The 22,818-nt window shown below is 74.6% G+C and carries 23 protein-coding genes and 1 riboswitch; of the genes, 14 read left to right on the top strand and 9 right to left on the bottom strand.

Annotation, left to right across the window (positions count from 1 at the left end; translation table 11 throughout):
• Positions 1–35 precede the first annotated feature (35 nt).
• Positions 36–992, bottom strand: a complete 957-nt coding sequence (locus tag BMY88_RS13710; protein WP_244524684.1) for an EamA family transporter — start codon at positions 990–992, stop codon at positions 36–38.
• A 135-nt stretch (positions 993–1,127) separates the two neighbouring features.
• Between BMY88_RS13710 and BMY88_RS13705 the strand changes: the two genes are divergently transcribed.
• From BMY88_RS13705 to BMY88_RS13660, 10 genes are all read left to right on the top strand, one after another.
• Positions 1,128–1,508, top strand: coding sequence for a hypothetical protein (locus tag BMY88_RS13705; protein WP_091944232.1), 381 nt, complete (start codon positions 1,128–1,130; stop codon positions 1,506–1,508).
• An 87-nt stretch (positions 1,509–1,595) separates the two neighbouring features.
• A complete protein-coding gene (locus tag BMY88_RS13700) occupies positions 1,596–2,477 on the top strand; it encodes a mechanosensitive ion channel family protein (protein ID WP_091944699.1) in 882 nt (293 codons plus the stop codon).
• Positions 2,474–3,004 (top strand): Rv3103c transmembrane domain-containing protein, encoded by a 531-nt coding sequence (locus BMY88_RS13695; protein WP_091944228.1) that lies wholly within the window; start codon positions 2,474–2,476, stop codon positions 3,002–3,004. Before BMY88_RS13700 ends, BMY88_RS13695 begins: the two co-directional genes overlap by 4 nt.
• A gap of 64 nt (positions 3,005–3,068) precedes the next feature.
• Positions 3,069–3,183, top strand: a riboswitch (SAM riboswitch).
• Between the two features lie 41 nt (positions 3,184–3,224).
• A complete protein-coding gene (locus BMY88_RS13690) occupies positions 3,225–4,517 on the top strand; it encodes a bifunctional o-acetylhomoserine/o-acetylserine sulfhydrylase (protein WP_091944225.1) in 1,293 nt (430 codons plus the stop codon).
• 1 nt (position 4,518) lies between these two features.
• Positions 4,519–5,655 (top strand): homoserine O-acetyltransferase MetX, encoded by a 1,137-nt coding sequence (metX, locus tag BMY88_RS13685; RefSeq protein ID WP_091944221.1) that lies wholly within the window; start codon positions 4,519–4,521, stop codon positions 5,653–5,655.
• A 176-nt stretch (positions 5,656–5,831) separates the two neighbouring features.
• Positions 5,832–6,806 (top strand): isopenicillin N synthase family dioxygenase, encoded by a 975-nt coding sequence (locus tag BMY88_RS13680; RefSeq protein WP_091944695.1) that lies wholly within the window; start codon positions 5,832–5,834, stop codon positions 6,804–6,806.
• 46 nt (positions 6,807–6,852) lie between these two features.
• The gene (locus tag BMY88_RS13675; protein ID WP_091944219.1) at positions 6,853–7,443 is read left to right on the top strand and encodes a helix-turn-helix domain-containing protein; all 591 of its coding nucleotides are present in this window, start codon (positions 6,853–6,855) and stop codon (positions 7,441–7,443) included.
• 75 nt (positions 7,444–7,518) lie between these two features.
• Complete coding sequence (locus BMY88_RS13670; RefSeq protein ID WP_091944216.1) at positions 7,519–8,688, top strand: substrate-binding domain-containing protein; 1,170 nt, start codon at positions 7,519–7,521, stop codon at positions 8,686–8,688.
• Positions 8,685–9,797, top strand: coding sequence for a mandelate racemase/muconate lactonizing enzyme family protein (locus BMY88_RS13665; RefSeq protein WP_091944213.1), 1,113 nt, complete (start codon positions 8,685–8,687; stop codon positions 9,795–9,797). Before BMY88_RS13670 ends, BMY88_RS13665 begins: the two co-directional genes overlap by 4 nt.
• Before the next feature lies 1 nt (position 9,798).
• Positions 9,799–10,668, top strand: coding sequence for an NAD-dependent epimerase/dehydratase family protein (locus BMY88_RS13660; RefSeq protein WP_244524683.1), 870 nt, complete (start codon positions 9,799–9,801; stop codon positions 10,666–10,668).
• An 18-nt stretch (positions 10,669–10,686) separates the two neighbouring features.
• Here BMY88_RS13660 and gdhA read toward each other — a convergent pair whose 3' ends face one another.
• Together gdhA and BMY88_RS13650 are read right to left on the bottom strand one after the other, a co-directional pair.
• A complete protein-coding gene (gene gdhA / locus BMY88_RS13655) occupies positions 10,687–12,036 on the bottom strand; it encodes an NADP-specific glutamate dehydrogenase (RefSeq protein WP_091944210.1) in 1,350 nt (449 codons plus the stop codon).
• Positions 12,037–12,131: 95 nt separating this feature from the next.
• Positions 12,132–12,713, bottom strand: coding sequence for a gamma carbonic anhydrase family protein (locus tag BMY88_RS13650; RefSeq protein WP_091944207.1), 582 nt, complete (start codon positions 12,711–12,713; stop codon positions 12,132–12,134).
• A 56-nt stretch (positions 12,714–12,769) separates the two neighbouring features.
• On the opposite strand from BMY88_RS13650, the gene BMY88_RS13645 reads away from it, so the two are divergent.
• Entirely contained in the window at positions 12,770–13,333 is a 564-nt protein-coding gene (locus BMY88_RS13645; protein ID WP_091944203.1) for a YdeI/OmpD-associated family protein, read from the top strand.
• Here the strand turns inward: BMY88_RS13645 and BMY88_RS13640 are convergent, their stop codons facing one another.
• The 6 genes from BMY88_RS13640 to BMY88_RS13615 form a co-directional block, all read right to left on the bottom strand.
• A complete protein-coding gene (locus BMY88_RS13640; RefSeq protein ID WP_091944200.1) occupies positions 13,334–14,341 on the bottom strand; it encodes a C40 family peptidase in 1,008 nt (335 codons plus the stop codon). It abuts the gene before it with no gap.
• Between the two features lie 429 nt (positions 14,342–14,770).
• Complete coding sequence (locus tag BMY88_RS13635) at positions 14,771–15,073, bottom strand: hypothetical protein (RefSeq protein WP_091944197.1); 303 nt, start codon at positions 15,071–15,073, stop codon at positions 14,771–14,773.
• Between the two features lie 186 nt (positions 15,074–15,259).
• A complete protein-coding gene (locus BMY88_RS13630) occupies positions 15,260–16,648 on the bottom strand; it encodes a metallopeptidase TldD-related protein (protein WP_091944194.1) in 1,389 nt (462 codons plus the stop codon).
• Positions 16,649–16,751: 103 nt separating this feature from the next.
• The gene (locus BMY88_RS13625) at positions 16,752–18,266 is read right to left on the bottom strand and encodes a TldD/PmbA family protein (protein ID WP_091944191.1); all 1,515 of its coding nucleotides are present in this window, start codon (positions 18,264–18,266) and stop codon (positions 16,752–16,754) included.
• A gap of 138 nt (positions 18,267–18,404) precedes the next feature.
• A complete protein-coding gene (locus BMY88_RS13620; RefSeq protein ID WP_091944187.1) occupies positions 18,405–19,334 on the bottom strand; it encodes a DUF559 domain-containing protein in 930 nt (309 codons plus the stop codon).
• A 145-nt stretch (positions 19,335–19,479) separates the two neighbouring features.
• Entirely contained in the window at positions 19,480–20,778 is a 1,299-nt protein-coding gene (locus BMY88_RS13615) for an amidohydrolase family protein (protein ID WP_091944184.1), read from the bottom strand.
• Positions 20,779–20,848: 70 nt separating this feature from the next.
• On the opposite strand from BMY88_RS13615, the gene BMY88_RS13610 reads away from it, so the two are divergent.
• From BMY88_RS13610 to BMY88_RS13600, 3 genes are read left to right on the top strand one after another with little or no spacing between them, the layout of a single operon-like run.
• Positions 20,849–21,523: a DedA family protein gene (locus BMY88_RS13610; RefSeq protein ID WP_091944181.1), complete on the top strand. Its 675-nt coding sequence runs from the start codon at positions 20,849–20,851 to the stop codon at positions 21,521–21,523.
• The gene (locus tag BMY88_RS13605; protein ID WP_091944177.1) at positions 21,520–22,191 is read left to right on the top strand and encodes an HAD-IA family hydrolase; all 672 of its coding nucleotides are present in this window, start codon (positions 21,520–21,522) and stop codon (positions 22,189–22,191) included. Before BMY88_RS13610 ends, BMY88_RS13605 begins: the two co-directional genes overlap by 4 nt.
• Entirely contained in the window at positions 22,188–22,817 is a 630-nt protein-coding gene (locus BMY88_RS13600; protein ID WP_244524682.1) for an alpha/beta hydrolase family protein, read from the top strand. The genes BMY88_RS13605 and BMY88_RS13600 overlap by 4 nt, the downstream gene beginning before the upstream one ends.
• Position 22,818: the final 1 nt, after the last annotated feature.

Genomic DNA, 22,818 nt, shown 5'->3' with positions numbered 1-22,818 from the left:
GCTAACCTGCACGACTGCCGGAGGGAATCCCCGGATCAGGTCGGCGCCACCTCGGGCACGTGCGGGGCGTCGGGCGACCGCCGGGCCGTCTGCGCCAGGGCGATCCCGGTGAGGACGACCAGCCCACCCAGCACCTGCCAGCCGGTGAGCACCTGCTCCACCCACAGCCAGGCGACGATCGACGCGAAGACCGGCTCGATCGTCGCGACCAGGCCCGCCGTCGTCGGCGGCAGGTGCCGCAGGGCGCCGATCGACAGCCAGAACGGCAGGATCGCCCCGCCGACGACGATGAAGGCGACCAGCACGCCCAGGGGCACCTCGTGGGCGCCCAGGGACACCGGGACCGGTTCGCCGAGCACGCCGGCGTCGAAGTCCCACCACGGCGCGGCCGCCGACCAGAACAGCGCGGCCGCGACGAAGCTCCAGCAGGTCAGAGCCACGGGGTCGCGGGTGGTCGTCCCGCGCTCGCCCATCAGGTAGTAGGTCGCCAGGCAGACGGCGGCCCCCAGTGCGGCCGCGATCCCGGTCGCGGAGAGCGAGCCGCCGCCCTCCCACACCTGGGCGACCAGCAGCAGCCCCGACAGCGACAGCCCCAGCGCCGCCCACAGCCGGCTGCGCACCCGTTCCCCGCGCACCAGCCACACGTACAGCGCGATCAGCACCGGTGCGGTCATCTCGAAGACGAGGGCGATGCCCACCGGAAGGCGGTCGATGGCGACGTAGTACAGGAACTGCGTGAGCGCCACGCCGACGATGCCGAAGGCCACGAGGAACGGCACCTCGCGCAGGGTCAGCCGCAGGCGCGCCGGGGAGACCACCGCGAGGACCGCCAGCAGCCCGAGCGCCGCCCCCGTGCACCGGAGCGCCACCAGCCGGGTGGGCTCCACGCCGGCCTGCAGGGCCAGCGTCGACACGGTGCCGTTGATCCCGAACAGGGCGGCGGCGCCGATGGTGGCGGCGTAGCCGAGGCCGGGACGGACGGCGGAGGGCACCGCCGGACGGTAGTCCCCGTACCCGGCCGTGCCCCCTACCCACCCCGGTGTCGCTACCCGGCGGCAGGGCGAACCCATCGGCGGGTCGTCCTCCGGTCCGATGCGCTCCGCGCGCGCAGCAGGGACCCTCGGTCCGTGACCTCCCCGCGCCCGCCGTGGTCGCCGCGCCGGCGGCGCACGCTGCTCCTGCTCGGGCTCGCCGCCGTCCTCTTCGGGCTGGCCGGCGTCGCCCTGCCCGCGCAGTACGGCCTCGCCGCGGTCTACCTCTCCGGGCTGGCCGTGTTCCTCGGCCTCGTCGCGGTCGTCGTCTTCGTCGCCGTCCCCGGGCCCGGCACGGTCGACGTCCTGCTGCGCTCGCTCACCGTCTCCGGTGCCGTGCTGGTCGTGAGCTGCCTGCTGGTGCTCTCCACCGCCGGCGAGCCGCTGCGCTGGCTGTGGGTGCTCGTCGCGGTCGCCGCCGCCGCATGGCTGGCGACGGCGCTGTGGCTCACCCGCCGGGACGGCCCGGCCGGCTGACCGCCGCCCGTGGGGCCGGACTGGCCCGTCCGGCGACGGGACGGAAGGGTGGACGCCGAACTCCCCCACGTCGACCGAGAGGACCCCGTGCAACCGCTCGAGGACCTGCTGGAGTGGCTGGCGGGCCACGGCCTGGAGATCGTGCTGATCGTCCTGGCATCCGTACTGCTCGCCCGGCTCGTGTCCTGGACCGGCCGGAAGATCACCGACGACATCGACCGGCGCTCCACCGGCGGCGACGCGCTCGTCCGCTCCGAGGCCGCCAAGCACCGGCACTCGCTGACCCAGGTGGTCACCTGGACGCTGATCGTCCTGATCTACGCGGTCTCGGTGTTCTTCGTGCTCGACCGGCTCGGCGTGCCCGTCACCGGGCTCGTGGCGCCGGCGACCGTGCTCGGCGTCGGCCTCGGCTTCGGCGCCCAGCGGATCGTCGGCGACGTCCTGGCGGGGTTCTTCATCATCACCGAGCGGCAGTACGGCTTCGGCGACGTCGTCTCCATCCAGGTGGTCGGCGGCGGTGACCCGGCCACCGGCACCGTCGAGGACGTCACGCTGCGGATCACCCGGCTCCGGTCGCCCGACGGCGAGGTGGTCACGCTGCCGAACGGGCAGATCGTCAAGGTCGTCAACCTGTCCCGCGACTGGGCCCGCGCGGTCGTCGACGTCCCCGTGCCGACCAGCGTCGACGTCAACCAGGTCAACGACATCCTGCGGGGCGTGGGGCGCGAGGCCTTCGCCGATCCCCGCCTCAAGCCGCTGCTGCTCGACGAGCCCTCCGTCATGGGCGTGATGAGCCTGGGGCTGGACGAGGTGAACGTGCGGATGGTCGCGCGGACCCTGCCGGGCAAGCAGTTCGAGGTCGGCCGGGACCTGCGGTCCCGGGTGGTGCTGGCCTTCCGCCGCCAGGGCCTCAGCGTGCCGACGCCGGCCGCCGGGCCGGCCCCGACCGGCACCGGGGACGACGAGTGACGCCCCCCGACGGGCCGCCGCCGCCCGAGGAGCCCACCCGCACCATGCCGACCGCCCCCGCGCCCACCGTGACCACGGCACCGGCCGAGGGCCCGCGCCGCTGGTGGTCGGGCATCCCGCGCCGGCTGGGCCGCGCCCGCACGTCGACCGTCGTGCTGGTCGTCCTGTTCCTCGCCATCGGCCTCCTCTACCTGTACGTGCGGCCCGAGACCGACCCCGCACCGGCGGGCGACACCCGCGAGGCGCCGGTCGTCCCCGCCACGGAGACCACCCCGGCCCCCGAGCCGGCGACCGAGCCGACTCCCACGTCCGTGCCGACGACGGAGCCGACCACCACGGGCGGCGACGAGGAGCCGACACCGACGGAGGACGGCGAGCCCTCGAGCGATCCCTCCGGCGAGCCCACGACGACCGGCGACGGCACGGGCGGGCAGGGCGACGAGGAGGAGTCGGAGGCGCCCACCACCAGCCGCTCGCCGACGACGACCCGCCCCTCGACCGGCGGGAGCAGCGCGCCGACGTCATGATCGCCCGGCCCCCACCCGAACCCCTGTGACGCCTGGGGCGGGTGAGCGGATATCTTCTGGGCAGGCTTCCGAGAGGCAGTGACAAGCACCTGGCTGGCTGCCCGGCAACCTCCACTCCGTCGAGGTGCTCCAGGGGAAGAGCCGGTCGGACGGCGCCCGCCGCCCGGCAAGACGGAGTTCCGGTGCGCCGCCGGGTCTCCCGACGAGAGGAGACCGGCGCATGACCGACCCCCAGAGCTGGAGCTTCGAGACCCGGCAGATCCACGCCGGCACGAGCCCCGACCCGACCACCGGCGCCCGCGCGCTGCCCATCTACGCGACGACGAGCTACCAGTTCCGCGACGCCCAGCACGCCGCCGACCTGTTCGCGCTCGCCGAGATGGGCAACATCTACACGCGGATCATGAACCCGACGCAGGACGCGCTCGAGCAGCGCGTCGCGTCGCTCGAGGGCGGCGTGGCCGCGCTGGCCGTCGCCAGCGGCCAGGCCGCCGAGACCCTCGCGATCCTCAACCTCGCCGAGGCCGGCAGCCACATCGTCGCCTCGGCGTCGCTGTACGGCGGCACGTACAACCTGCTGCACCACTCGCTGCCCAAGCTCGGCGTCACGGTGTCCTTCGTCGAGGACCCCGACGACCCGGAGAACTGGCAGTCCCTGGTCCAGGAGAACACCAAGGCCTTCTACGCCGAGACGATCGGCAACCCCAAGGGCGACATCCTCGACATCAGCGCCGTCTCCGAGGTCGCGCACCGCAACGGCGTCCCGCTGATCGTGGACAACACGATCGCCACGCCGTACCTGATCCGGCCGATCGAGTTCGGCGCCGACATCGTCGTCCACTCCGCCACCAAGTACCTGGGCGGCCACGGCACCGCGATCGCCGGCGTCATCGTCGACTCGGGCAACTTCGACTGGACCAGCGGCAAGTTCCCCGGCTTCACAACCCCGGACCCGACGTACCACGGGGTCGTCTATGCCTCCCTCGGTGCGCCGGCGTTCGCCCTCAAGGCGCGCGTGCAGCTGCTGCGCGACCTCGGCCCCGCGATCAGCCCGTTCAACGCGTTCCTCGTGGTGCAGGGGATCGAGACGCTGTCGCTGCGCATGGACCGGCACGTGCAGAACGCGCTGAAGGTGGCGCAGTTCCTCGAGGGGCACGACGCCGTCGACCGGGTCAACTACCCGGGCCTGGAGTCCTCGCCGTGGCACGCCGCCCAGCAGAAGTACGCCCCGAAGGGCGCGGGCGCCGTCCTCACCTTCGAGCTGCACGGCGGCGTCGAGGCCGGCAAGCGCTTCGTCGACGCGCTGGAGCTGCACAGCCACGTGGCCAACATCGGCGACGTGCGCAGCCTGGTGATCCACCCGGCGTCGACGACGCACTCCCAGCTCACCCCCGAGGAGCAGCTGACCACCGGCGTCACCCCGGGCCTGGTCCGCCTCGCGGTGGGCCTGGAGGGCATCGAGGACATCATCGCCGACCTGGAGGCCGGTTTCCGCGCCGCCAAGGAGGCGTGACGTGGCGGGGGTCCGGGGTGCCGGACCGGCGCCCCGGACCCCCGCCCGCACCGGCGGCTGGCGGGACGGCGACCCGGTCGGCTCCCGGCTGTTCTGCCAGCTGGACACGGTCCTCGACGGCCCGCTGGCCCTGGAGCGCGGCGGCGTGCTGCCCGGTGTGCGCGTCGCCTACGAGACGTGGGGCGAGCTCGCCCCCGACGGCGGCAACGCGGTGCTGGTCGAGCACGCCCTCACCGGCGACAGCCACCTGGCCGGCCCGGCCGGCCCGGGGCACCCCACGGCCGGCTGGTGGGAGGGCCTGGTCGGCCCCGGCGCCCCGCTGGACACCGACCGGCTGTTCGTCGTCTGCGCCAACGTGCTCGGCGGCTGCCAGGGCAGCACGGGACCCTCGTCGACCGCACCGGACGGCGCCCCCTGGGGATCACGCTTCCCGGCCGTGACGGTCGCCGACCAGGTCGCGGTGGAGGCGGCCCTGGCCGATGCGCTCGGCATCCGCCGCTGGGCGGCCGTGCTGGGCGGCTCGATGGGCGGCATGCGCGCCCTGGAGTGGGCCGTCGCCCACCCCGACCGGGTCGCGAGCCTGTTCTTCCTGGCCTCCGGCGCGGCGGTGACCGCCGACCAGCTGGGCACCCAGACCACGCAGCAGACCGCGGTCCGCGTCGACCCGGCCTGGGCCGGCGGCGACTACCTCCCCGGCCCCGGCCCCGTCGCCGGGCTCGGCGTGGCCCGGCGGATCGCGCACCTCACCTACCGCAGCTCCGTGGAGCTCCAGGAGCGGTTCGGCAACCGGACGTCCGCTACCGGTCGGTTCGAGGTCGCCTCCTACCTCGACCACCACGCCGACAAGCTGGCCGTCCGCTTCGACCCGGCCAGCTACGTGGTGCTCACCGAGACGATGAACACCTGGGACGTCGGTCGCGGCCGCGGGGGCGTCGACACGGCCCTGGCCCGGGTGACCGCGCGCGCCGTGGTCGCCGGCGTGGACAGCGACCGGCTCTACCCCCTGGAGCTGCAGCAGCAGGTCGCCGACGGCCTCGGCGTCCCGCTGCGGGTGATCGGGTCCCCGTACGGGCACGACGGGTTCCTCATCGAGATCGACGCCGTGGGCGCGCTGGTCCGCGAACTCCTCGGCACCTGACCCGAGACCCGCGCCGCGGGCGCGACGGCCTGACCCGAGACCCGCGCCGCGGGCGGGACGGCCTCGCGCGAGGCCCGCGCCGCGGGCAACGCGACGGCCTCGCGGCGGCTACGGCGGCGCAACACGACGGGCGCACAGTGCCGGGGCACCGACGCCGCCGCGACCTGGAGATCACCGTGCCCGAGCAGACCGTTCCGCTCGTCGACCTGACCGACTGGTACACCGGAGACCGGGGGGCACGCCGGCGCATCGCCGGGGAGGTCGACCGGGCGCTGGCCGACATCGGCTTCCTGCTCGTCACGGGGCACCGGCTGTCACCCGGCCTCCTGGACGGCGTCCGCGCGGAGGCGCGCCGGTTCTTCGCCCTCCCGGCCGAGGCCAAGGCGGGCTACGCGTGCCGGGTGGGCGGCCGCGGCTGGATCCCCCCGGGGGCCGAGTCCAACGGCGCCTCCGAGGGGCTGGAGACCGCCCCCGACCTCAAGGAGTCCTGGACGTTCGGGCAGGACGCCCTCCCGGACCGGCTGGCCGGCACGGGCGAGGAGGGCTGGTACGCCCCCAGCGTGTGGCCGGCCGAGGTGCCGGGCCTGCAGGCCGCCGGCCGCGCGTTCGGCGCCGCGGCCGATGCCCTGGCCGACACCCTTCTCGCGGTCTTCGCCGAGGCCCTCGCGCTGCCTCCGGACTTCTTCACCAGCCGCTGCACGCAGGCGCCCTGGACGGTCAACCTCAACTGGTACCCGCCGCGCGCCGCCCTCGCCGGGGTGGCCGACGACCAGTTCCGGATCGGCCCGCACTCGGACTTCGGCACGCTCACCCTCCTCGACCGGGAGCCCGGGGCCGGCGGCCTGCAGGTCTGCACCCCCGACGGCGAGTGGGTGGACGCCCCCTTCGTCCCGGGTGCGCTCACCGTGAACACCGGGGACCTCCTCGCGCGCTGGACCGGGGACCGCTGGCGCTCGACCATGCACCGCGTGCTGCCGCCGCCGGCCGCCGTCCCCACCGAGGAGCTGCTCTCCCTGGTCTTCTTCCACGAGGCCGAGCCCGACGTCGTCGTCGAGACGCTGCCCACCGCCGCCGCGGGGCCCACCGGCTACGAGCCCGTGACCGCGGGTGGCTTCCTCCGCTCCCGGCTCGCGTCCATCTCCGTGGCGTAGGGGCCGCCACGGCAGCCCGGCGGCGGACGTGCGGCACGATGGATCCGTGGCCGAGGGGCGCGGGACGGGCGACGACCGGCTCGGCCGGCGCATCCGCGACCGGCGGCGCAGTCAGGGCCTGACCCTCGTGGCCCTGGCGGAGCGGGCCGGCCTCTCCCAGCCGTTCCTCAGCCAGCTCGAGCGCGGCCTCGCCCAGCCGAGCATGGCCTCGCTGCACCGGCTGGCGCGCTCGCTGGGGACGTCGACGCCGGCCCTGATGGCCGAGGCGGGAACCGACGCCGACGAGACGCGGGTGAGCCTGGTGCGCGCCGGGACCGGGACCACCGTGCACCACGACGGCGGGTCCACGCGGTCGCTGGTCGAGGGCCGCGCGGGTCTGCTGCCGCTGGAGTTCACGGTCACCAACCCCGAGTTCGACGACTACTACTCCCACGCCGTCGCCGAGGTGCTGTACGTCCTCGCCGGCCGGATCGAGGTCGACCTGGGCGGCGACGGGCGGCACGAGCTGGGCCCCGCCGACTGCCTCTACTACGGCGGCTCGGTGCCGCACCGCTTCCGGCTCGTCGGCGCCGGCCCCGCCCGGGTCCTCGTGGTCCAGCCCGGGGGGCCGCCGGCGCGGACGGGACCGGAGAACTGACCTGGCGGAAACCCCGGCGAAATCCCTCGCCGCGATATTGACGCCGTCAATATCGCGTTCCCCGAGGAGTTCGTCATGCGCCTGCCCCGTTCCCGCGCCCTGCCGGCCGCCGCCCTCGCCGGCGTCCTGACCCTCGCGGCCTGCGGCGGATCGGACGACGACGGCTCCGGCGAGGCGGTGGGCGGCGACGGCGCCCTGTCCGCCTGCCCCGCCACCGTGGTGCTGCAGACCAACTGGTTCCCCGAGCCGGAGCACGCGGCCGCCTACCAGCTGATCGACCACGACCGGGCCGAGCCCAACCCCGACAACGGCATCTACTCCGGGCCCGCGGTCGCCGACGACCGGGTGACCGTCGAGATCCGCGCCGGCGGCCCGTTCATCGGCTTCCAGACCAACAGCGCGCTGCTCTACACCGACCCGGACATCCTGCTCGGGATGGTCGACACCGACGAGTCGGTGCGGCTGTCGGCCGAGCTGCCGACGCGGGCCGTGGTGACCCCGCTGCAGATCACGCCCCAGATCCTGCTGTGGGACCCGGAGAAGTACGACTTCGGCTCGTTCGAGGAGATCGCCGACAGCGACGCGACCGTCCTGTACTTCGAGGGCCAGACCTACATGGACTACCTCGTGCAGCAGGGCTGGGTGCGCCAGGACCAGCTGGACGGCTCCTTCGACGGCGCCCTCACCCGGCTGGTGCTCGGAGAGGACGTCGTCATGCAGGGCTACGTGACCCAGGAGCCCTGGCGCCTGGTCAACGACACCCCCGAGTTCGCCCGCGAGATCGACTTCCTCTCCCTCGACGACGCCGGCTACCGGATCTACCCCTCCGCCTGGGCCGGGATCCCCGAGACCGTCGAGGAGAACTCCGACTGCCTCGCCCAGCTGGTGCCCCTGCTGCAGCAGGGCCAGGTCGACTACATGGCCGACCCGGAGCCGGTGAACACCGCGATCTCGGACTACCTCACCGACATCGACCAGTTCTTCCAGATCACGCCCGAGCGGGCCGACGCCATCACCGACTCGCTGAACGACGACGGCATCGTCGCCGACGGCCCCGACGGCGTGCTCGGCTCGTTCGACCCCGACCGCATGAGCGAGATGACCGACCTGCTGACCGGCGTCTTCGCCGACCTCGACGTCGAGCTGGCCGACGGCCTCACCCCCGAGGACCTCTACACCAACGAGTTCATCGACGAGTCGATCAGCTACGACCCGGCACAGTTCGTCAGCCCGAGCGGCCGGTGAGCCCCGGCCGCGGCATGCGGATCACCGGCATCGAGTCCTTTCCGCTCCGGCTGACGACGGCGCAGCAGACCATGACGTTCTTCGTGGTCCGCGTGAGGACCGACGAGGGCCTGGTCGGGCTGGGCGAGGCGTGCGACAGCTTCGGCGTCTCGCACCCGACCGTGCTCGCGTCGATCGTGGACGACGTCTACGCCCCGCTGCTGCTGGGGGCGGAGCTCTCCTCCGTCGAGGCCGTGCTCGACCCGGTCCACCGGGCGACCCGGCGCACGCTCGGCGACCGGGGCGTCGCCGGGCAGGCGCGCAGCGCCCTGGCGATCGCGCTGGCCGACCTCTGTGCCCGGGCCGCCGGCCGGTCGGTCAGCGACCTCACCGGCCGGGTCCGGGACCGCATCCGGGTGTACGTCGGCAGCAGTCCCTTCCTGGAGTCGGGCCCGGCCACGCAGCACCTGGAGCGGCTGGGGCCGCTCCTGGACCGGGGCGTCGACATGGTGAAGATGCGCGTGGGCCTCGACTGGGCCCGCGCCATGGACGTCCTGGCCGACCTGCGGGGACTGCTCGGCGACGGTGTCGAGATCGCCGTCGACGGGAGCGAGTTCTTCACGCTGCCGCAGGCGGTGGCGATCGCCGAGCGGCTGCACGAGGTGGGGGTCACCTGGTTCGAGGAGCCGCTGCCGCACGACCAGCACGAGGCGATCGCCCGGCTGGCCGACCGGGTCGCGGTGCCCCTGGCCTACGGGGAGCACTTCTCCTCGCCGGCCGCCGCCCTGGACGCGCTGGTCGCGGGCGAGATGACCGTCGTCCAGCCCGACGCCTCCATCGCGGGCGGCATCGAGGCGGCCCGCTCCATCGCGCGCACCGCCGGCGAGCGCGGCGCCCGGGTGGCCTGCCACCACCACGCGGGGCTGGTGTCGGTGGCGGCCAACCTGCACGTGGCGGCGTCCTCGGCCGCGGTGGACGTCTTCGAGTTCCCCTTCCACCTCGATCCCCTCCTCGCCCCGGCGTTCGGCATCGACGCCCTGGTGGACGGCGCCCTGCCGGTGCCGACGGGGCCGGGGCTCGGGGTCACCCTCGACGAGGACTTCCTCGCCGCGCACCGGCTGGCCTGCTGACGTGGCCGGGTCGCTGCGGGTGCTGGTCACCGGGGCGCGGGGAAAGGTCGGGTCCGCCGCCGTCGAGGCCCTGGCTGCGCGCGGGCACCGGGTGGTGGGCACCGACCTCGCCGTCCCCGACTACGACCCTCCGCCGGGGTCCGTCCCCTACGTGCGGGCCGACCTCACCGATCTCGGCCAGGCGCTGTCCGTCGTCCGGGACGTCGACGCGGTGGTGCACACCGCCGCCGTCCCGCGGCCGGGGCTGGACCCGGGGCCCACCGTGTTCACGACCAACGTGGCGATGACCGCGCACGTCGTGGAGGCCTGCGCGCTGAACGGGGTGCGCCGGCTGGTCAACCTGTCCTCCGACAGCGTCTGCGGGATCACCTGGGCCCGGGACCCGGCGCCGCCGGTGCGGCTGCCGATCGACGAGGAGCACCCCGACCGCCCCGAGGACCCGTACGCGCTGTCCAAGCAGGTCTCCGAGCTGCTCTGCGACGGGCTGGTCCGGCGGAGCTCCTGCACCGCCGTCTCGCTGCGGCCCACCTGGGTGCTGACGCCGCGGACCTACGCGGCCTCGCTGGGGCCCTTCCGGCGGGACCCGGAGCTGCGCAGCCCGATGTTCTGGTCCTACGTCGACGTGGCCGACCTCGCCGGCCTGATCGCGCTGGCCGCCGAGTCCACCACCCCGGGGCACGAGGTGGCCTACGCGGCGGCCGCCGACAACGGCACCGGGCGGGACCTGCGGGCCGCGGCGCTCGCCGTCCACCCCGGCCTGGAGGTGCGGCCGCTGCCCCGGCCCGACGCGTCGGCCATCAGCAGCGCGAAGGCGGAGCGGCTGTTCGGCTGGCGGCCGACCCGGAGTTGGCGCGACGTCCCGGACGCCTGACCCGCGCCGGCCGCCGCCTCAGATCAGGCCGTGGGCGTGCACCGCCTCGGCGACCTCCAGGAAGCCGGCGACGTTCGCGCCCAGCACGAGGTCGCCGGGGGCGCCGTACTCCTCGGCCGTGGCGTGGCAGCGGGCGTGGATCGCCCGCATGATCGCCTCCAGCCGCTCCTCGCTGTGCTCGAAGGTCCAGCGGTCGCGGGAGGCGTTCTGCTGCATCTCCAGCGCCGACGTCGCCACGCCGCCGGCGTTGGCGGCCTTGCCGGGGGCGAAGGCGACCCCGGCCTCCTTGAGCACGCGGACGGCGTCCGGCGTGGTCGGCATGTTGGCGCCCTCGACGACGTACCGGCAGCCGTTGCGCGCGAGGGTGGCGGCCGCGTCGGCGTCCAGCTCGTTCTGCGTCGCGCTGGGCACGGCGACGTCGCACGGCACGTCCCAGATGCTGCCGCCGGACACGAACGACGCCGAGGACACCCGGTCGGCGTAGGCCTCGACCCGCTCCCGCTCGACCTCCTTGACCTGCTTGAGCACCGCGAGGTCGATGCCCTTCTCGTCGACGACGTAGCCGCTGGAGTCCGAGCACGCGACGACGGTGCCGCCGAGCTGGTGCACCTTCTCGATGCCGTAGACGGCGACGTTGCCCGAGCCGCTGATGACCACCCGGCGGCCGTCGAAGGACTCCCCTCGGGCCTTCATCATCGCGTCGGCGAAGAAGGCGGCGCCGTAGCCGGTGGCCTCGGTGCGCACCAGCGCGCCGCCCCAGCCCAGGCCCTTGCCCGTGAGCACCCCGGACTCGTAGCGGTTGGTGATCCGCTTGTACTGGCCGAACAGGTAGCCGATCTCGCGAGCGCCGACGCCGATGTCCCCGGCCGGCACGTCGGTGTACTCGCCCAGGTGCCGGTACAGCTCGGTCATGAACGACTGGCAGAACCGCATCACCTCGGCGTCGGAGCGGCCCTTGGGGTCGAAGTCCGACCCGCCCTTCCCGCCGCCGATGGGCATGCCGGTCAGCGCGTTCTTGAAGACCTGCTCGAAGCCCAGGAACTTGACGATGCCCAGGTTCACCGACGGGTGGAAGCGCAGACCCCCCTTGTACGGGCCGAGCGCGGAGTTGAACTCGACGCGGAAGCCGCGGTTGATCTGCACCTCGCCGCTGTCGTCCTGCCACGGCACGCGGAAGATGATCTGCCGCTCGGGCTCGCAGATCCGCTGGACGGTCTTCATCTCGGTGTACTCGCTGTGCCGGTCCAGCACCACGGCCAGCGACTCGAGCACCTCCTTGACCGCCTGGTGGAACTCGGTCTCCCCCGGGTTGCGCCGCAGGACCTCCTCGTAGATGCCCTGCACCCTTGCAGGTACCTCGTCGCCCACCACGCGCTCCTCGCATCGTCCGCTCGAACGCCGTCGACGGTACGGCGGTGCCCCGGGCGCCCTGCCGGGGGAGCGATTTCGCGCGCGAAATTCCCCTAGTTGTCGGGGGCGTCGCCGGGGGTGGGGCCGGCCGCCGGCAGCCGCCCGCGGACGACGGGGCGCACCCGGCGGGCCGAGGGCAGCCGCTCGCTGTAGGACAGCGCGTTGCCGCGGATGTGCAGCAGGTCGTCGTCGGTCGTCTGGCGGACGACCTTCGCCGGCACCCCCGCGATCACCGAGCCCGGCGGGAACTGCTTGCCCTGCGTCACGACCGCGCCGGCCGCCACGATCGACCCCGACCCGATGTGCGCGCCGTTCATCACGATGCTGCCCATGCCGACCAGGACGTCGTCCTCGATCCGGGCGCCGTGCAGCACCACCCGGTGCCCGACGGTGACCCCGGTGCCCACCACGAGCGGGAAGCCGGGGTCCGAATGCAGCGTGCAGCCGTCCTGCACGTTCGAGCCCGCGCCGATCTCGATCACCTCGGCGTCGGCCCGCAGCACGGCGCCGTACCAGACGCTCGCCGCCGGCCCGAGCGTGACCGCGCCCACGACGACCGCGGTCGGCGCCACGAACGCCTCCGGGTCGATCCGCGGTGCACCGAAGTCCAGTTCCCCGATGTAGTTCTCCGCCACACCCCCACCCCAGCACAGGGCGCCCGGTGTCGCACCCCTCGGGCAGACTCCCCGCCGTGACGCTGCCGACCGACCTCCCGGTGCTCGCCTTCCCCGACCAGGCGGCGCTCGAGGCCTGGCTGGAGGTGGAGGGGGCCACGGCCCCGGGCCTCTACGTGCGGCTGGCCAAGAAGGGCTCGGGGATCGCGTCGGTGACCTACGCCGAGCTCGTCGAGAGCTGCCTGTGCTTCGGCTGGATCGACGGCCGCTCGAACCGGCTCGACGAGGCGACCTACCTGCAGCGCATCACCCCCCGGCGGGCCCGCAGCGTCTGGTCGCAGAAGAACGTGTCCGCCGTCGGGCGGCTGCTCGAGGCGGGCCGGATGCGCCCGGCCGGGCTCGCCGCGGTCGAGGCCGCGCAGGCCGACGGGCGGTGGGAGCGCGCCTATCCCGGCAGCGCGGACATGACGGTCCCCGACGACCTGGCCGCGGCACTGTCCGCCGTCCCCGGCGCGGCCGAGGCGTTCGCGGCGCTGAACGGCGCCGAGCGCTACTCCGTCCTCTGGCGGGTGCACAACGCGGCCACCCCGGAGACCCGCGCCCGGCGGATCACCGCGGCGGTGCAGGCGCTGGCGCCCTGATCAGAGGATGCGGCGGGCTCCGGCGTAGCCGCGCATGTCCACGCTGGTGACGGCGACCGGCTGGCCGAACGTGCGGGCGTGCACCATCTGGCCGTTGCCGATGTAGATGCCCACGTGGCTGACCGGCGAGTAGAAGTAGACGACGTCGCCGGGCTGCAGCTCGCCGCGCGACACGGCCACGCCCATCCCCGCCTGCGCGCGGCTGGAGTGCGGCAGCGAGACGCCGGCAGCGGCGTAGGCGAACTGGGTCAGCCCCGAGCAGTCGAAGCCGTTCGGACCGGACGCGCCCCAGACGTAGGGGTCGCCGACCTGGGCCAGCGCCGCCGCGACGACCGCTCCGGCGGCCTCCGAGGGCGGCGGGGCCAGCGATGTCGGCACGTCCAGCACGGGGCCGGCCAGCGAGACGGTGACCGCGGCGCGCTCCTGCGCGGAGAGCCGGGTGAAGTCGGCCTCGTACTGGTCCACGCGGGCCTGCACCTCGGCCTGCTGCTGCTCGAGCGTGGCCAGCGCGGCCTCGGCCTCCGCCGCGGCGGCCTGCGCCTGGGACTGGGCGGCGGCCGCCTGCTCCCGGGCGGCGGACACGGTGACGAGCAGGCTGTCGGTGTGGGCGGCGATCATGTCGAGGGTCGTCATCTGCTGGACGAAGTCCTCGGCGGAGTCGCTGGTCAGGAACGCGGCCACGCCCGACGTGGGGCCCGACGTGTAGCCGGTGTGCGCGATCGCGATCAGCTGCGGCTCGTAGCGGGCGACCTCGGCCTCGGCGGCCTCGGCGACGGCGCGCGCATCGGCGGCGACCCGCTGCAGCTCGGTCACGGTCAGCTCGGCCTGGTGCACCTGCTCGTCCAGCTGGGTCAGCTCCTGGCCGGTCTGGGCGACCAGGTCGGCCGCCTCGTCGGCGGTCGTCGGCGCGGCCGTGGCGGACGTCGGGCCCAGCACCACGGCGATGGCGGCGGCGGTCGCGAGCACGGCACCGGCCCAGCGGCGGCTCGTCGTCCGGTTGCGCTGCATCGTCAGCTCCTCGTGTGCATCGCGCGCCGCCCGGGGAAGGGGCGGTGGGTCGCGCGTCCACGACGGACAGTAAGGACGACGTGTCGACACGTGATGAGGGCACGCGGGCCGGGGGCTGGGCAGCCGACCCCGCCCGTCACATCCGTCCCGGGAGGGTGCGGGCGTCGCAGTGGCCGCCGGGATCTGTCGGTGCTCGGCGGTACCGCCCGGTCAGCGGGGCGGGGTCGACCGGGCCGAGATCGCCACGAGTGGTGGCGCCTCGGCGGGCGTGCGGTCAGCGCGCGGATCTGTCGCGCGCCTGCGGACCCGGCCGACCCCGCGCAGAAGCGCGAAATCGCCCCGGGGCAGAAGCGCGGAATCGCCCCGGGGCAGCAGCGCGAAGTTGCCCCCGGGCAATAGTGCGAAGTTGCCCCGGGGAGAAGGGGGGGCTCAGCCGGCCAGGGGCTCCTGCGCCTCGAGGGCGGAGACCTGGTCGAAGTCGCGGATGACGGCGGAGAGCTCGTCGGCGGTCCACGCCTCGCAGCAGTCGCACCCACCCTCGCGGTAGCTGACCAGCCCCAGCCGGCCCCCGGCCTGGTCCTCGTCGATCGCGAGGTGGCCCGCGGACGGGTGCCGGTGGCAGGTGCACGCGGACGCGCACAGGCCCAGGCCCCACCCCGAGACGACGACGGTGCGGCCGTCGTCCCACACCTGACCGATCTGGAAGACCGACGGCTTCTGCGTCCTGCTCATCGGGAAGGCTCCCCTCGACGGCCCCGTCATGGGGCCCGCGTGCTGGTGCCGGGAAAAAATATCCCCGTGCCCCGTTTCAACGGCACGCAGGCGCGGTAACTGAAGCCCTTTTCACCGTGAGGCAGCGCACCGACACCACCCGTCACACCTGTGCCACCGGACCCGGGCGGACCGGTCCGTCCTGGCTCAGCTGGCGGGCGAGACCGAGCTCATGTGGAAGTCCGGCACCCGGACCGCGGGCATCGCGGCGCGGGTGAACCAGTCGTTCCACTCCCGGGGCAGGGTCCGCTCGGTGCGCGAGGCCTGCGTGATCCGGCCGAGCAGGTCCACGGGCGACTCGTTGAACCGGAAGTTGTTGACCGCGCCGGTGACCTCGCCGCCCTCGACCAGGAAGACGCCGTCCCGGGTCAGGCCGGTGAGCAGCAGCGTCTGCGGATCGACCTCGCGGATGTACCAGAGGGTCGTCAGCAGCAGGCCGCGATCGGTGGACGCGACCATCTCCTCGAGGCTGGCCGTCGCGTTCGGGTCCTCGAGGATCAGGTTGTCGACGGCGGCCGTGGCCGGTGCGGTCGTCCGCAGCGCCCATGCCCGCGGGCGCACGAGGTTGGTCAGCACGCCGTCGGAGATCCAGTCGACCGCCGGGGTCGCCATGCCGTTGTCGAAGACCGAGGCCGCCCCGGAGGAACCGCCGACGACCTGGAACGGCGCCGACTCCAGCCCGGGGGCGTCCGGATCGCTGCGCAGCCTCAGCGGCAGCGCGGCCAGCCGCTCGCCGATCCGGCTGCCGCCGCCGGCCTTGGCGAAGACGTTGCGGCCCTCGTCGGCGTCGCGCGCCTCCATCGTCCAATAGGCGTAGATCATCAGGTCGCTGACCGCCGACGGCGGGAGCAGCGTCTCGTAGCGGCCCGCGGGCAGGTCGATCCGCCGACGGGACCAGGCGAGCTTGCGCTCGACCTCGGCGGCCAGCCCGGCGACGGACACGTCGAGGAAGTCGCGGGTGCCGACGCCGGCCCACACCGAGCGGCTGAAGTCGCTGCTCTTGCCGTTGAGCTCGACCCGGCCGGTGGGCTGGTCGTGCCGCAGCCGCAGCCCGGTGGAGGAGCCGAGGTAGGTCGTGGACAGGGAGTGCTCGGCGTAGCCGAACAGCAGGTCGTCGCGGTCGCGGGCCCGCCCGAAGGCCTCGCCGAGGGCCGGCGCGAATTCCTCGAAGACGCCGATGGAGGTCTCGGCCGGATCGGCGTCCCAGTCGCCGGAGCCGGGCGGGGCGTCCGACACCAGCGGGACGGCATCCTCGGCGGGTCCGGCGTCGCGCGCGGCCTGCTCGCTCGCCGCGACCAGCTCGGCGATGTCCGGCGTGCCCGAGCGGGCGACCGTGCCCGCGGCCATCCCGGCGCCGCCGTCGACGAAGGAGATCACCACGACCTGCCGCGACCGCATCGCGCCGTTGGTGGTGAGGCTGTTGCCCGCCCAGCGGAGGTTGGCCTCGGAGCTGTCGACGACGTAGGCCACCTGCCCGTCGGCGGACGACGCAGCCAGCGCCTGCTCGACGAGCTCCTGCGCGCGGTACCGACTCACTCTGTTCCCCGTTCGCTCACGCGCGGCGCTCCGCTCCTCGGTCGCTGTCCCCCGCAAGCGGGAGGTGCCCCCAGCCTGGGGCGGTGCTCACGCCGCTGACCGCTCACCGGCCGCCCTCCTGCACCGTGTTGAGGATGGAGACGCCCTCGAACAGCGCCGAGGGGCATCCGTGGCTGACGGGGGCGACCTGGCCGGGCTGGGCCTTGCCGCAGTTCAGCGCCCCGCCGAGCACGTAGGTCTGCTCGCCGCCCAGCGCCCGCATCGACCCCCAGAAGTCCGTCGTCGTCGCCTGGTAGGCGACGTCGCGCAACTGTCCGGCCAGCTTCCCGCCCTCGATCCGGTAGAAGCGCTGCCCGGTGAACTGGAAGTTGTAGCGCTGCATGTCGATCGACCAGCTCTTGTCGCCGACGACGTAGACGCCGCGGTCCACGCCCGCGATCAGCTCCTCGGTGGAGGGCCCGCCCGCGGCCGGCTGCAGCGACACGTTGGCCATCCGCTGCACCGGCACGTGCCGCGGGGAGTCGGCGAAGGCGCAGCCGTTGGACCGCTCCATCCCGCGCAGGCGCGCCATGTTCCGGTCGACCTGGTAACCCACGAGGACGCCGTCGCGCACGATGTCCCACCGCTGGGCCTCGACGCCCTCGTCGTCCCAGCCGACCGACGCCAACCCGTGGACGGCGGTGCGGTCACCGGTCACGTGCATGAGCTCGGAGCCGTAGCGCAGCGACCCCAGCTTGTCGACGGTGGCGAACGAGGTGCCGGCATAGGCGGCCTCGTAGCCCAGCGCCCGGTCCAGCTCGGTGGCGTGCCCGACCGACTCGTGGATGGTCAGCCACAGGTTCGAGGGGTCGACGACCAGGTCGTAGCGGCCGGCCTCGACGCTCGGCGCCTTGGTCTTCTCCCGCAGCAGCTCGGGGATCTCGGCGAGCTCGCGGTCCCAGTCCCAGCTGCCGCCGGTGAGGTACTCCCAGCCGCGGCCGACCGGCGGGGCGAGGGTGCGCATGCTCTCGAACGCGCCGGTGGCCCGGTCGACGGTGAGCGCGGTGAACTGCGGGTGGATGCGGACCCGCTCCTGGCGGGTGCGGGTGCCGGCGGTGTCGGCGTAGTACTTCTGCTCCTTCACCGCCGTGCAGCCCGACTGCACGTGCTCGACGCCGTCGGCGGCCATCAGCCGCTCGGACAGCTCGGTGAGCAGCGCCGTCTTCTCCCCGTCGGGCACGGTGAACGGGTCGATCTCGTGGTCGGAGACCCAGACGGCGTCCGGGTACACCGGCTCGGGGGCGAGCTCCACCCGGTCGCTGCTCAGCGCCGCGGAGACCCGGGCGACGGCCACGGCCTCCTCGGCCAGCCGCACCGCCTCCGCCGCGGTGAGGACGACGCCCGCGGCGAAGCCCCAGGTGCCCTCGTGCACCACGCGGACGGCCAGCCCGAGGTCCTCGCCGTCGGCCAGGCTCTCCAGCCGGGCGTCGCGCAGGCTGATCGACTGGGTGCGGATGCGCTCCACCCGGATGTCGGCGTGCTCGCAGCCGAGGTCGACCGCACGGGTCAGCGCGGCGTCGGTGAGCGCGGAGAGCGGGAGGGCGAGGAAGGACGCGTCGACGTCGCGGGGTCCGGCCACGACGCCCTGTCTACCAGCCGACCGGCCGGGTCCGCCCCCGCCGCGAGGGCCGTCCCGCCCGCTGCTGACCGGGGCTGCCGGGGAGCGATCTGCCGGGCACTGTGCGCCAGGTGACCGGTTTCGGCCTGGAACGGGCACTCAGCGCACACCGTGCGTGGCGGCGAGCGCGAGCCGGGTCCGGTAGACCGCAGCGATCTCCGCTCGGCAGGCGGCCGGCTCCCGGGTCAACCGGCGGTAGCTGAACCGGAGCACGAGCCATCCCAGAGCAGCGAGCGCGGCGTCCCGGCGCAGGTCCCGCTCCCGTTGCTCGGCGCTGCCGTGGAAGGCGGCGCCGTCCAGCTCGACCGCGAGGCGCACCTCCGGCCAGGCCACGTCGAGGTCGGCGTGCGTCCCGGGCAGCTGGACCCGGTGCTGCTGCCGGTAGGGCGGGAGTCCCGGTACGTCCAGCACGTGCAGCACGCCCCAGATCTCCAGCTCGCTCTGCGCCCCGGCGGCGACCAGGCTCACGAGCTCGAACAGCAACCCCCGGCCGGGCAGCTGCGGCCGGCGGGTCAGCTCCCGTCGCAGCTCCGGCACGTCGGACCGTCCGGTGCGGACGGCGGATATCGCGGCGGCCCGGACCTCCCGGACGGCAGCGGCGGACCCGCCGTCCTGGTGTGCGGCGCCCCACGCGTCCACGACGCTGCGAGCCGGTGCCGTGACCGGGAGCCCCCTGCGCGTCCGCGGCGACAGGCCGGTGACCCGGTGCACGTCGAGCCAGTCGACCGGCTCGGGCGCGCGACGGCGGGCGTCGATCGCGACGTGCACCCGTCCGTCCGGCTCGGCGAGGTCCCAGAGCGCCAGCGCGGAGGCATGGCTCAGCACGCCGCGCGTCGAGAGGGCGGCCGCCACCGCGCGCGTGCGCCACCGGCCGGCGTCCTCGGGCAGGACGACGACGTGCGGGAGAAGTTTCAGCAGCCGCCCCTCCCGGACCCAGCGGGACACGCTCGTCGAGCCCGTGCGGGCGGCGACATCGGAGATCCGCATCGCGCCGTCCGCCCCGACGATGCTGCGCAGATCGACCACCATGGCCGCAGCGTGCGGCCCCCGCAGCGGGCGAGGAGGCGCCGCGACGGACCCGTGGACAGACGCTCATCCTGTGGACGACACGGGCACTGTGCGCCCGGTGACCGGAAACCGGTCGGAACGGTCACGGATCGCACACTGCTCGTGCTCAGGGGCGGGCGAGGCGGGCCGCTCGCTCGGTGACCTCGATCCGCAGGGCCTCGGCGTCCACGGTCGTGCACTCGCCGCCGGCCACGACCTGCCGGCCGCCCACCCACACGTCGCGCACCAGCCGCGAGGCGCCGGACCAGACGAGGTGGGTGATCACGTCGGCCGGGTCGCCCACCGGCTCGAAGGCCAGGTCCCGGGTGTCGACGTGCACGAGGTCCGCGCGCCGGCCCACCTCGAGCCGACCGAGGTCGGGGCGGCCGATCGCGTCCGCGGCCGCCCCGGTGGCCAGCCACAGCGCCTCGGCGGCGGTCAGCGCGGTCGCCGACGCCTCCCGCAGCCGGGCCAGCTGCGCCGCCAGCCGGGCGTCGGCCAGGAGGTCCAGGCCGTCGTTGGACGCCGGCCCGTCGGTGCCCAGCCCCACCCGGATGTCGCGGTCGAGCATGTCCCGCAGCCGGGCCACGCCGCTGGCCAGCTTCGCGTTGCTGGCCGGGCAGTGGGCGACGGCGACGTCGTACTCGCGCCACAGCTCGAGGTCGCCGTCGTCCATGTGCACGCAGTGCGCCGCCAGAACCCGGCCGCCCAGCACGTCGTGCGCCGCGAGCAGCGCCGGCACCGACAGCCCGTGGGCCGCGAGCAGGTCGCCGCCCTCGGTCGCGGTCTCGGCGACGTGCAGGTGCAGCAGCAGGCCGCGATCCCGCGCCAGTCCCGCCGCCTCCCGCAGCAGCGGCAGCGGCACCGTGTACGCGGCGTGCGGGCCCAGGCCGTACTCGACGGTGCCGTCGTGCGGCGCGGTGCCGGCCAGGTCGACGGCGGCGGCCAGCTGCTCCTCCAGCGGCGGCATGCCGGGCAGCGGGACCAGTGGGGTCGCGATCACGGCGCGGGCCCCGGTGCGGCCGACCGCGGCGGCGATCCGCTCCGGGGAGAAGTACATCTCCACGCTCGTGGTCACCCCGGCCCGCAGCAGCTCCGCCGAGGCGGCGGTCATAGCCACCTCGACGTCGTCCCCCGTCAGCCGCGCCTCGCGGGGCCACATCACCTCACCCAGCCAGCGGTCCAGCGGCAGCCCCTCGCCCTGGCCGCGGAACAGCACCATCGGGGCGTGCGAGTGCGCGTTGACCAGGCCCGGCAGGAGCACGCCGGGCAGCGCGACGACCTCGGCGTCGCCGGCCGGCGGGGCGTCGGCGGCCGGACCCACCCAGGTCACCAGACCGTCGGCGACGTCGACCACGGCGTCCGGGACGACGGTGCCGGATCGGTCCCCCACGACGACGGCCCGGGCGGTGAAACGTTGGAACATGGCGGCACGCTAGCCCCACGCGCCCCGCCGGCCCGGCCGACACCCGTGACGGCGCCGTTACCGTGGAGCCATGTCCTTCCTCGCCGCCGTCAGCTCCGACGAGGGTGGTCTGACCGCATGGCTGCTCGACCTCGTCGACACCCTCGGGCCGATCGGCGTCGGCTTCGCGATCCTGCTCGAGACGGTCATCCCGCCGATTCCCAGCGAGGCCGTCCTGGGAGCCGCCGGGGTGCTGATCGAGACCCCGCTGGACTTCTTCCTGGTCGTCTTCTGCGCGACCGTGGGCTCGGTCCTCGGAGCGGTCTTCTTCTACTACATCGGCCGGGCGCTCGGTCCCCGCCGGTCGCACGCCTTCCTCGACCGGCTGCCGCTGGTGGAGACCGAGGACGTCGACAAGACCTTCGAGTGGTTCGAGCGGCACGGCCGGGCCGCGGTGTTCTTCGGCCGGATGGTGCCGATCGTCCGCAGCTTCATCTCCGTGCCGGCCGGTGTCGTGCGCATGCCCTTCGGCCAGTTCCTGCTCTACACGACCGGCGGCAGCCTGATCTGGAACTCGGTGCTGGTCACCCTCGGCTGGCTGGCGCGGGACTTCATCGAGGCGAACCTGCACTACCTGGACTACGTCGTCGTCGCCGTCGTGATCCTCGCCGTGGTCTGGTTCGTCTACCGCAAGGCCACCGGCAAGCTCCGCCGTCCGCCGACCGCGGGCGCGGACCTCCCGGTGGACGAGCGCGACCAGGCATGACGCCCCGCCGCCCCGAGGTGGTCGCCCTCGACGTCAACGAGACCCTGCTCGACCTCGCCCCGATCCGCGCGGGCCTCGTCGAGCACGGCGAGCGACCGGAGCTCCTGGCCACCGTCTTCGCCCGCACGCTGCTCACCGGCTTCGCGGCGGCCACCACGGGCACGTGGTGCCGCTTCCGCGACGCCTTCGACGCCGCCCTCGCCCAGCTCACCGACCTCTCCCCCTCCGTCCGCAGCGGGATCGCCGACAGCTTCCTGGACCTCACCCCGCACCCCGACGTCGAGGCGGCGCTGCGCCGGCTGGTCGAGGCCGGCGTCCGGGTCGTGACGCTCACCCACGGCTCCCCCGGCGTCGCCGAGGCCGGCCTGGAGCGCGCCGGGATCGCGCCGCTGGTCGAGCGCTCCCTGTCCAGCGAGCTCATCCGGGCCTGGAAGCCGGCCCGGGAGGTCTACCTCTGGGCCGCCGGCGAATGCCGCGTCGAGCCGGCCGCGATGGCGCTGGTCGCCGCCCACGGCTGGGACGTGCACGGCGCGGTCCGGGCCGGGCTGACCGGCGTGTGGTTCCCCCGCGAGGAGCGCAGCTACCCGGCCGTCTACGACCCCGCCGCGCTGGTGGCAGCGGACCTGGGCGGCGCCGTCGACGCGCTGCTCGCCCTCCCCGCATCGTGACCGTCGAGATCCCGACCCCGCACGGCCCGGCGCGGGTGCACGCCGACGAGCCGCCGTCGGGCGTCCACGGCACCCTGGTGCTCGGCCACGGCGCCGGCGGTGGCGTGGAGTCGGTCGACCTGGCCGCCGTCTCCCGGGACGCCGCCGACGCCGGCTGGCGGGTGCTGCGCGTGGAGCAGCCCTGGCGGGTCGCCGGCAAGCGCGTCGCCCCGGCCCCGCCGCGGCTCGACGAGGGCTGGACGGCGGTGCTCGGCGCCCTCCGCGACGGCGGCCGGCTGGCGGGTCCGCTGGTGTTCGGGGGCCGCAGCGCCGGCGCGCGGGTGGCCTGCCGGACCGCGGCCGCCCTCGGCGCGGACGGCGTCCTGGCGCTGGCGTTCCCGCTGCACCCGCCGGGCCGGCCCGAGAAGAGCCGCGCCGACGAGGTGACCGCGGTCGAGGTGCCGCTGGTCGTCGTCCAGGGCGAGACCGACGCGTTCGGGGCACCGGCCGACGTCGCCGCCGCGCTGCAGGGCCGGGCCACGGCCTCGGTCTACGCGGTGCCCGGCGACCACTCGCTCAAGAAGAACCCCGACCTCGTCGCCGCGGCCGCCCTGGCCTGGCTGGACGAGGTCCATCCCAGGCGGTGAA

Source organism: Trujillonella endophytica (assembly GCF_900110555.1).
Lineage (GTDB): Bacteria > Actinomycetota > Actinomycetes > Mycobacteriales > Geodermatophilaceae > Trujillonella > Trujillonella endophytica.
This window is presented reverse-complemented; position numbering and strand designations above follow the sequence as displayed.

Bases quoted from the DNA above. Each gene is read 5' to 3' on its own strand.
- BMY88_RS13690 (WP_091944225.1), top strand. From the start codon at position 3,225: ATGACCGACCCCCAGAGCTGGAGCTTCGAGACCCGGCAGATCCACGCC.
- BMY88_RS13670 (WP_091944216.1), top strand. From the start codon at position 7,519: ATGCGCCTGCCCCGTTCCCGCGCCCTGCCGGCCGCCGCCCTCGCCGGC.
- BMY88_RS13640 (WP_091944200.1), bottom strand. From the start codon at position 14,341: ATGCAGCGCAACCGGACGACGAGCCGCCGCTGGGCCGGTGCCGTGCTC.
- BMY88_RS13635 (WP_091944197.1), bottom strand. From the start codon at position 15,073: ATGAGCAGGACGCAGAAGCCGTCGGTCTTCCAGATCGGTCAGGTGTGG.
- BMY88_RS13620 (WP_091944187.1), bottom strand. From the start codon at position 19,334: ATGGTGGTCGATCTGCGCAGCATCGTCGGGGCGGACGGCGCGATGCGG.
- BMY88_RS13615 (WP_091944184.1), bottom strand. From the start codon at position 20,778: ATGTTCCAACGTTTCACCGCCCGGGCCGTCGTCGTGGGGGACCGATCC.
- BMY88_RS13610 (WP_091944181.1), top strand. From the start codon at position 20,849: ATGTCCTTCCTCGCCGCCGTCAGCTCCGACGAGGGTGGTCTGACCGCA.
- BMY88_RS13605 (WP_091944177.1), top strand. From the start codon at position 21,520: ATGACGCCCCGCCGCCCCGAGGTGGTCGCCCTCGACGTCAACGAGACC.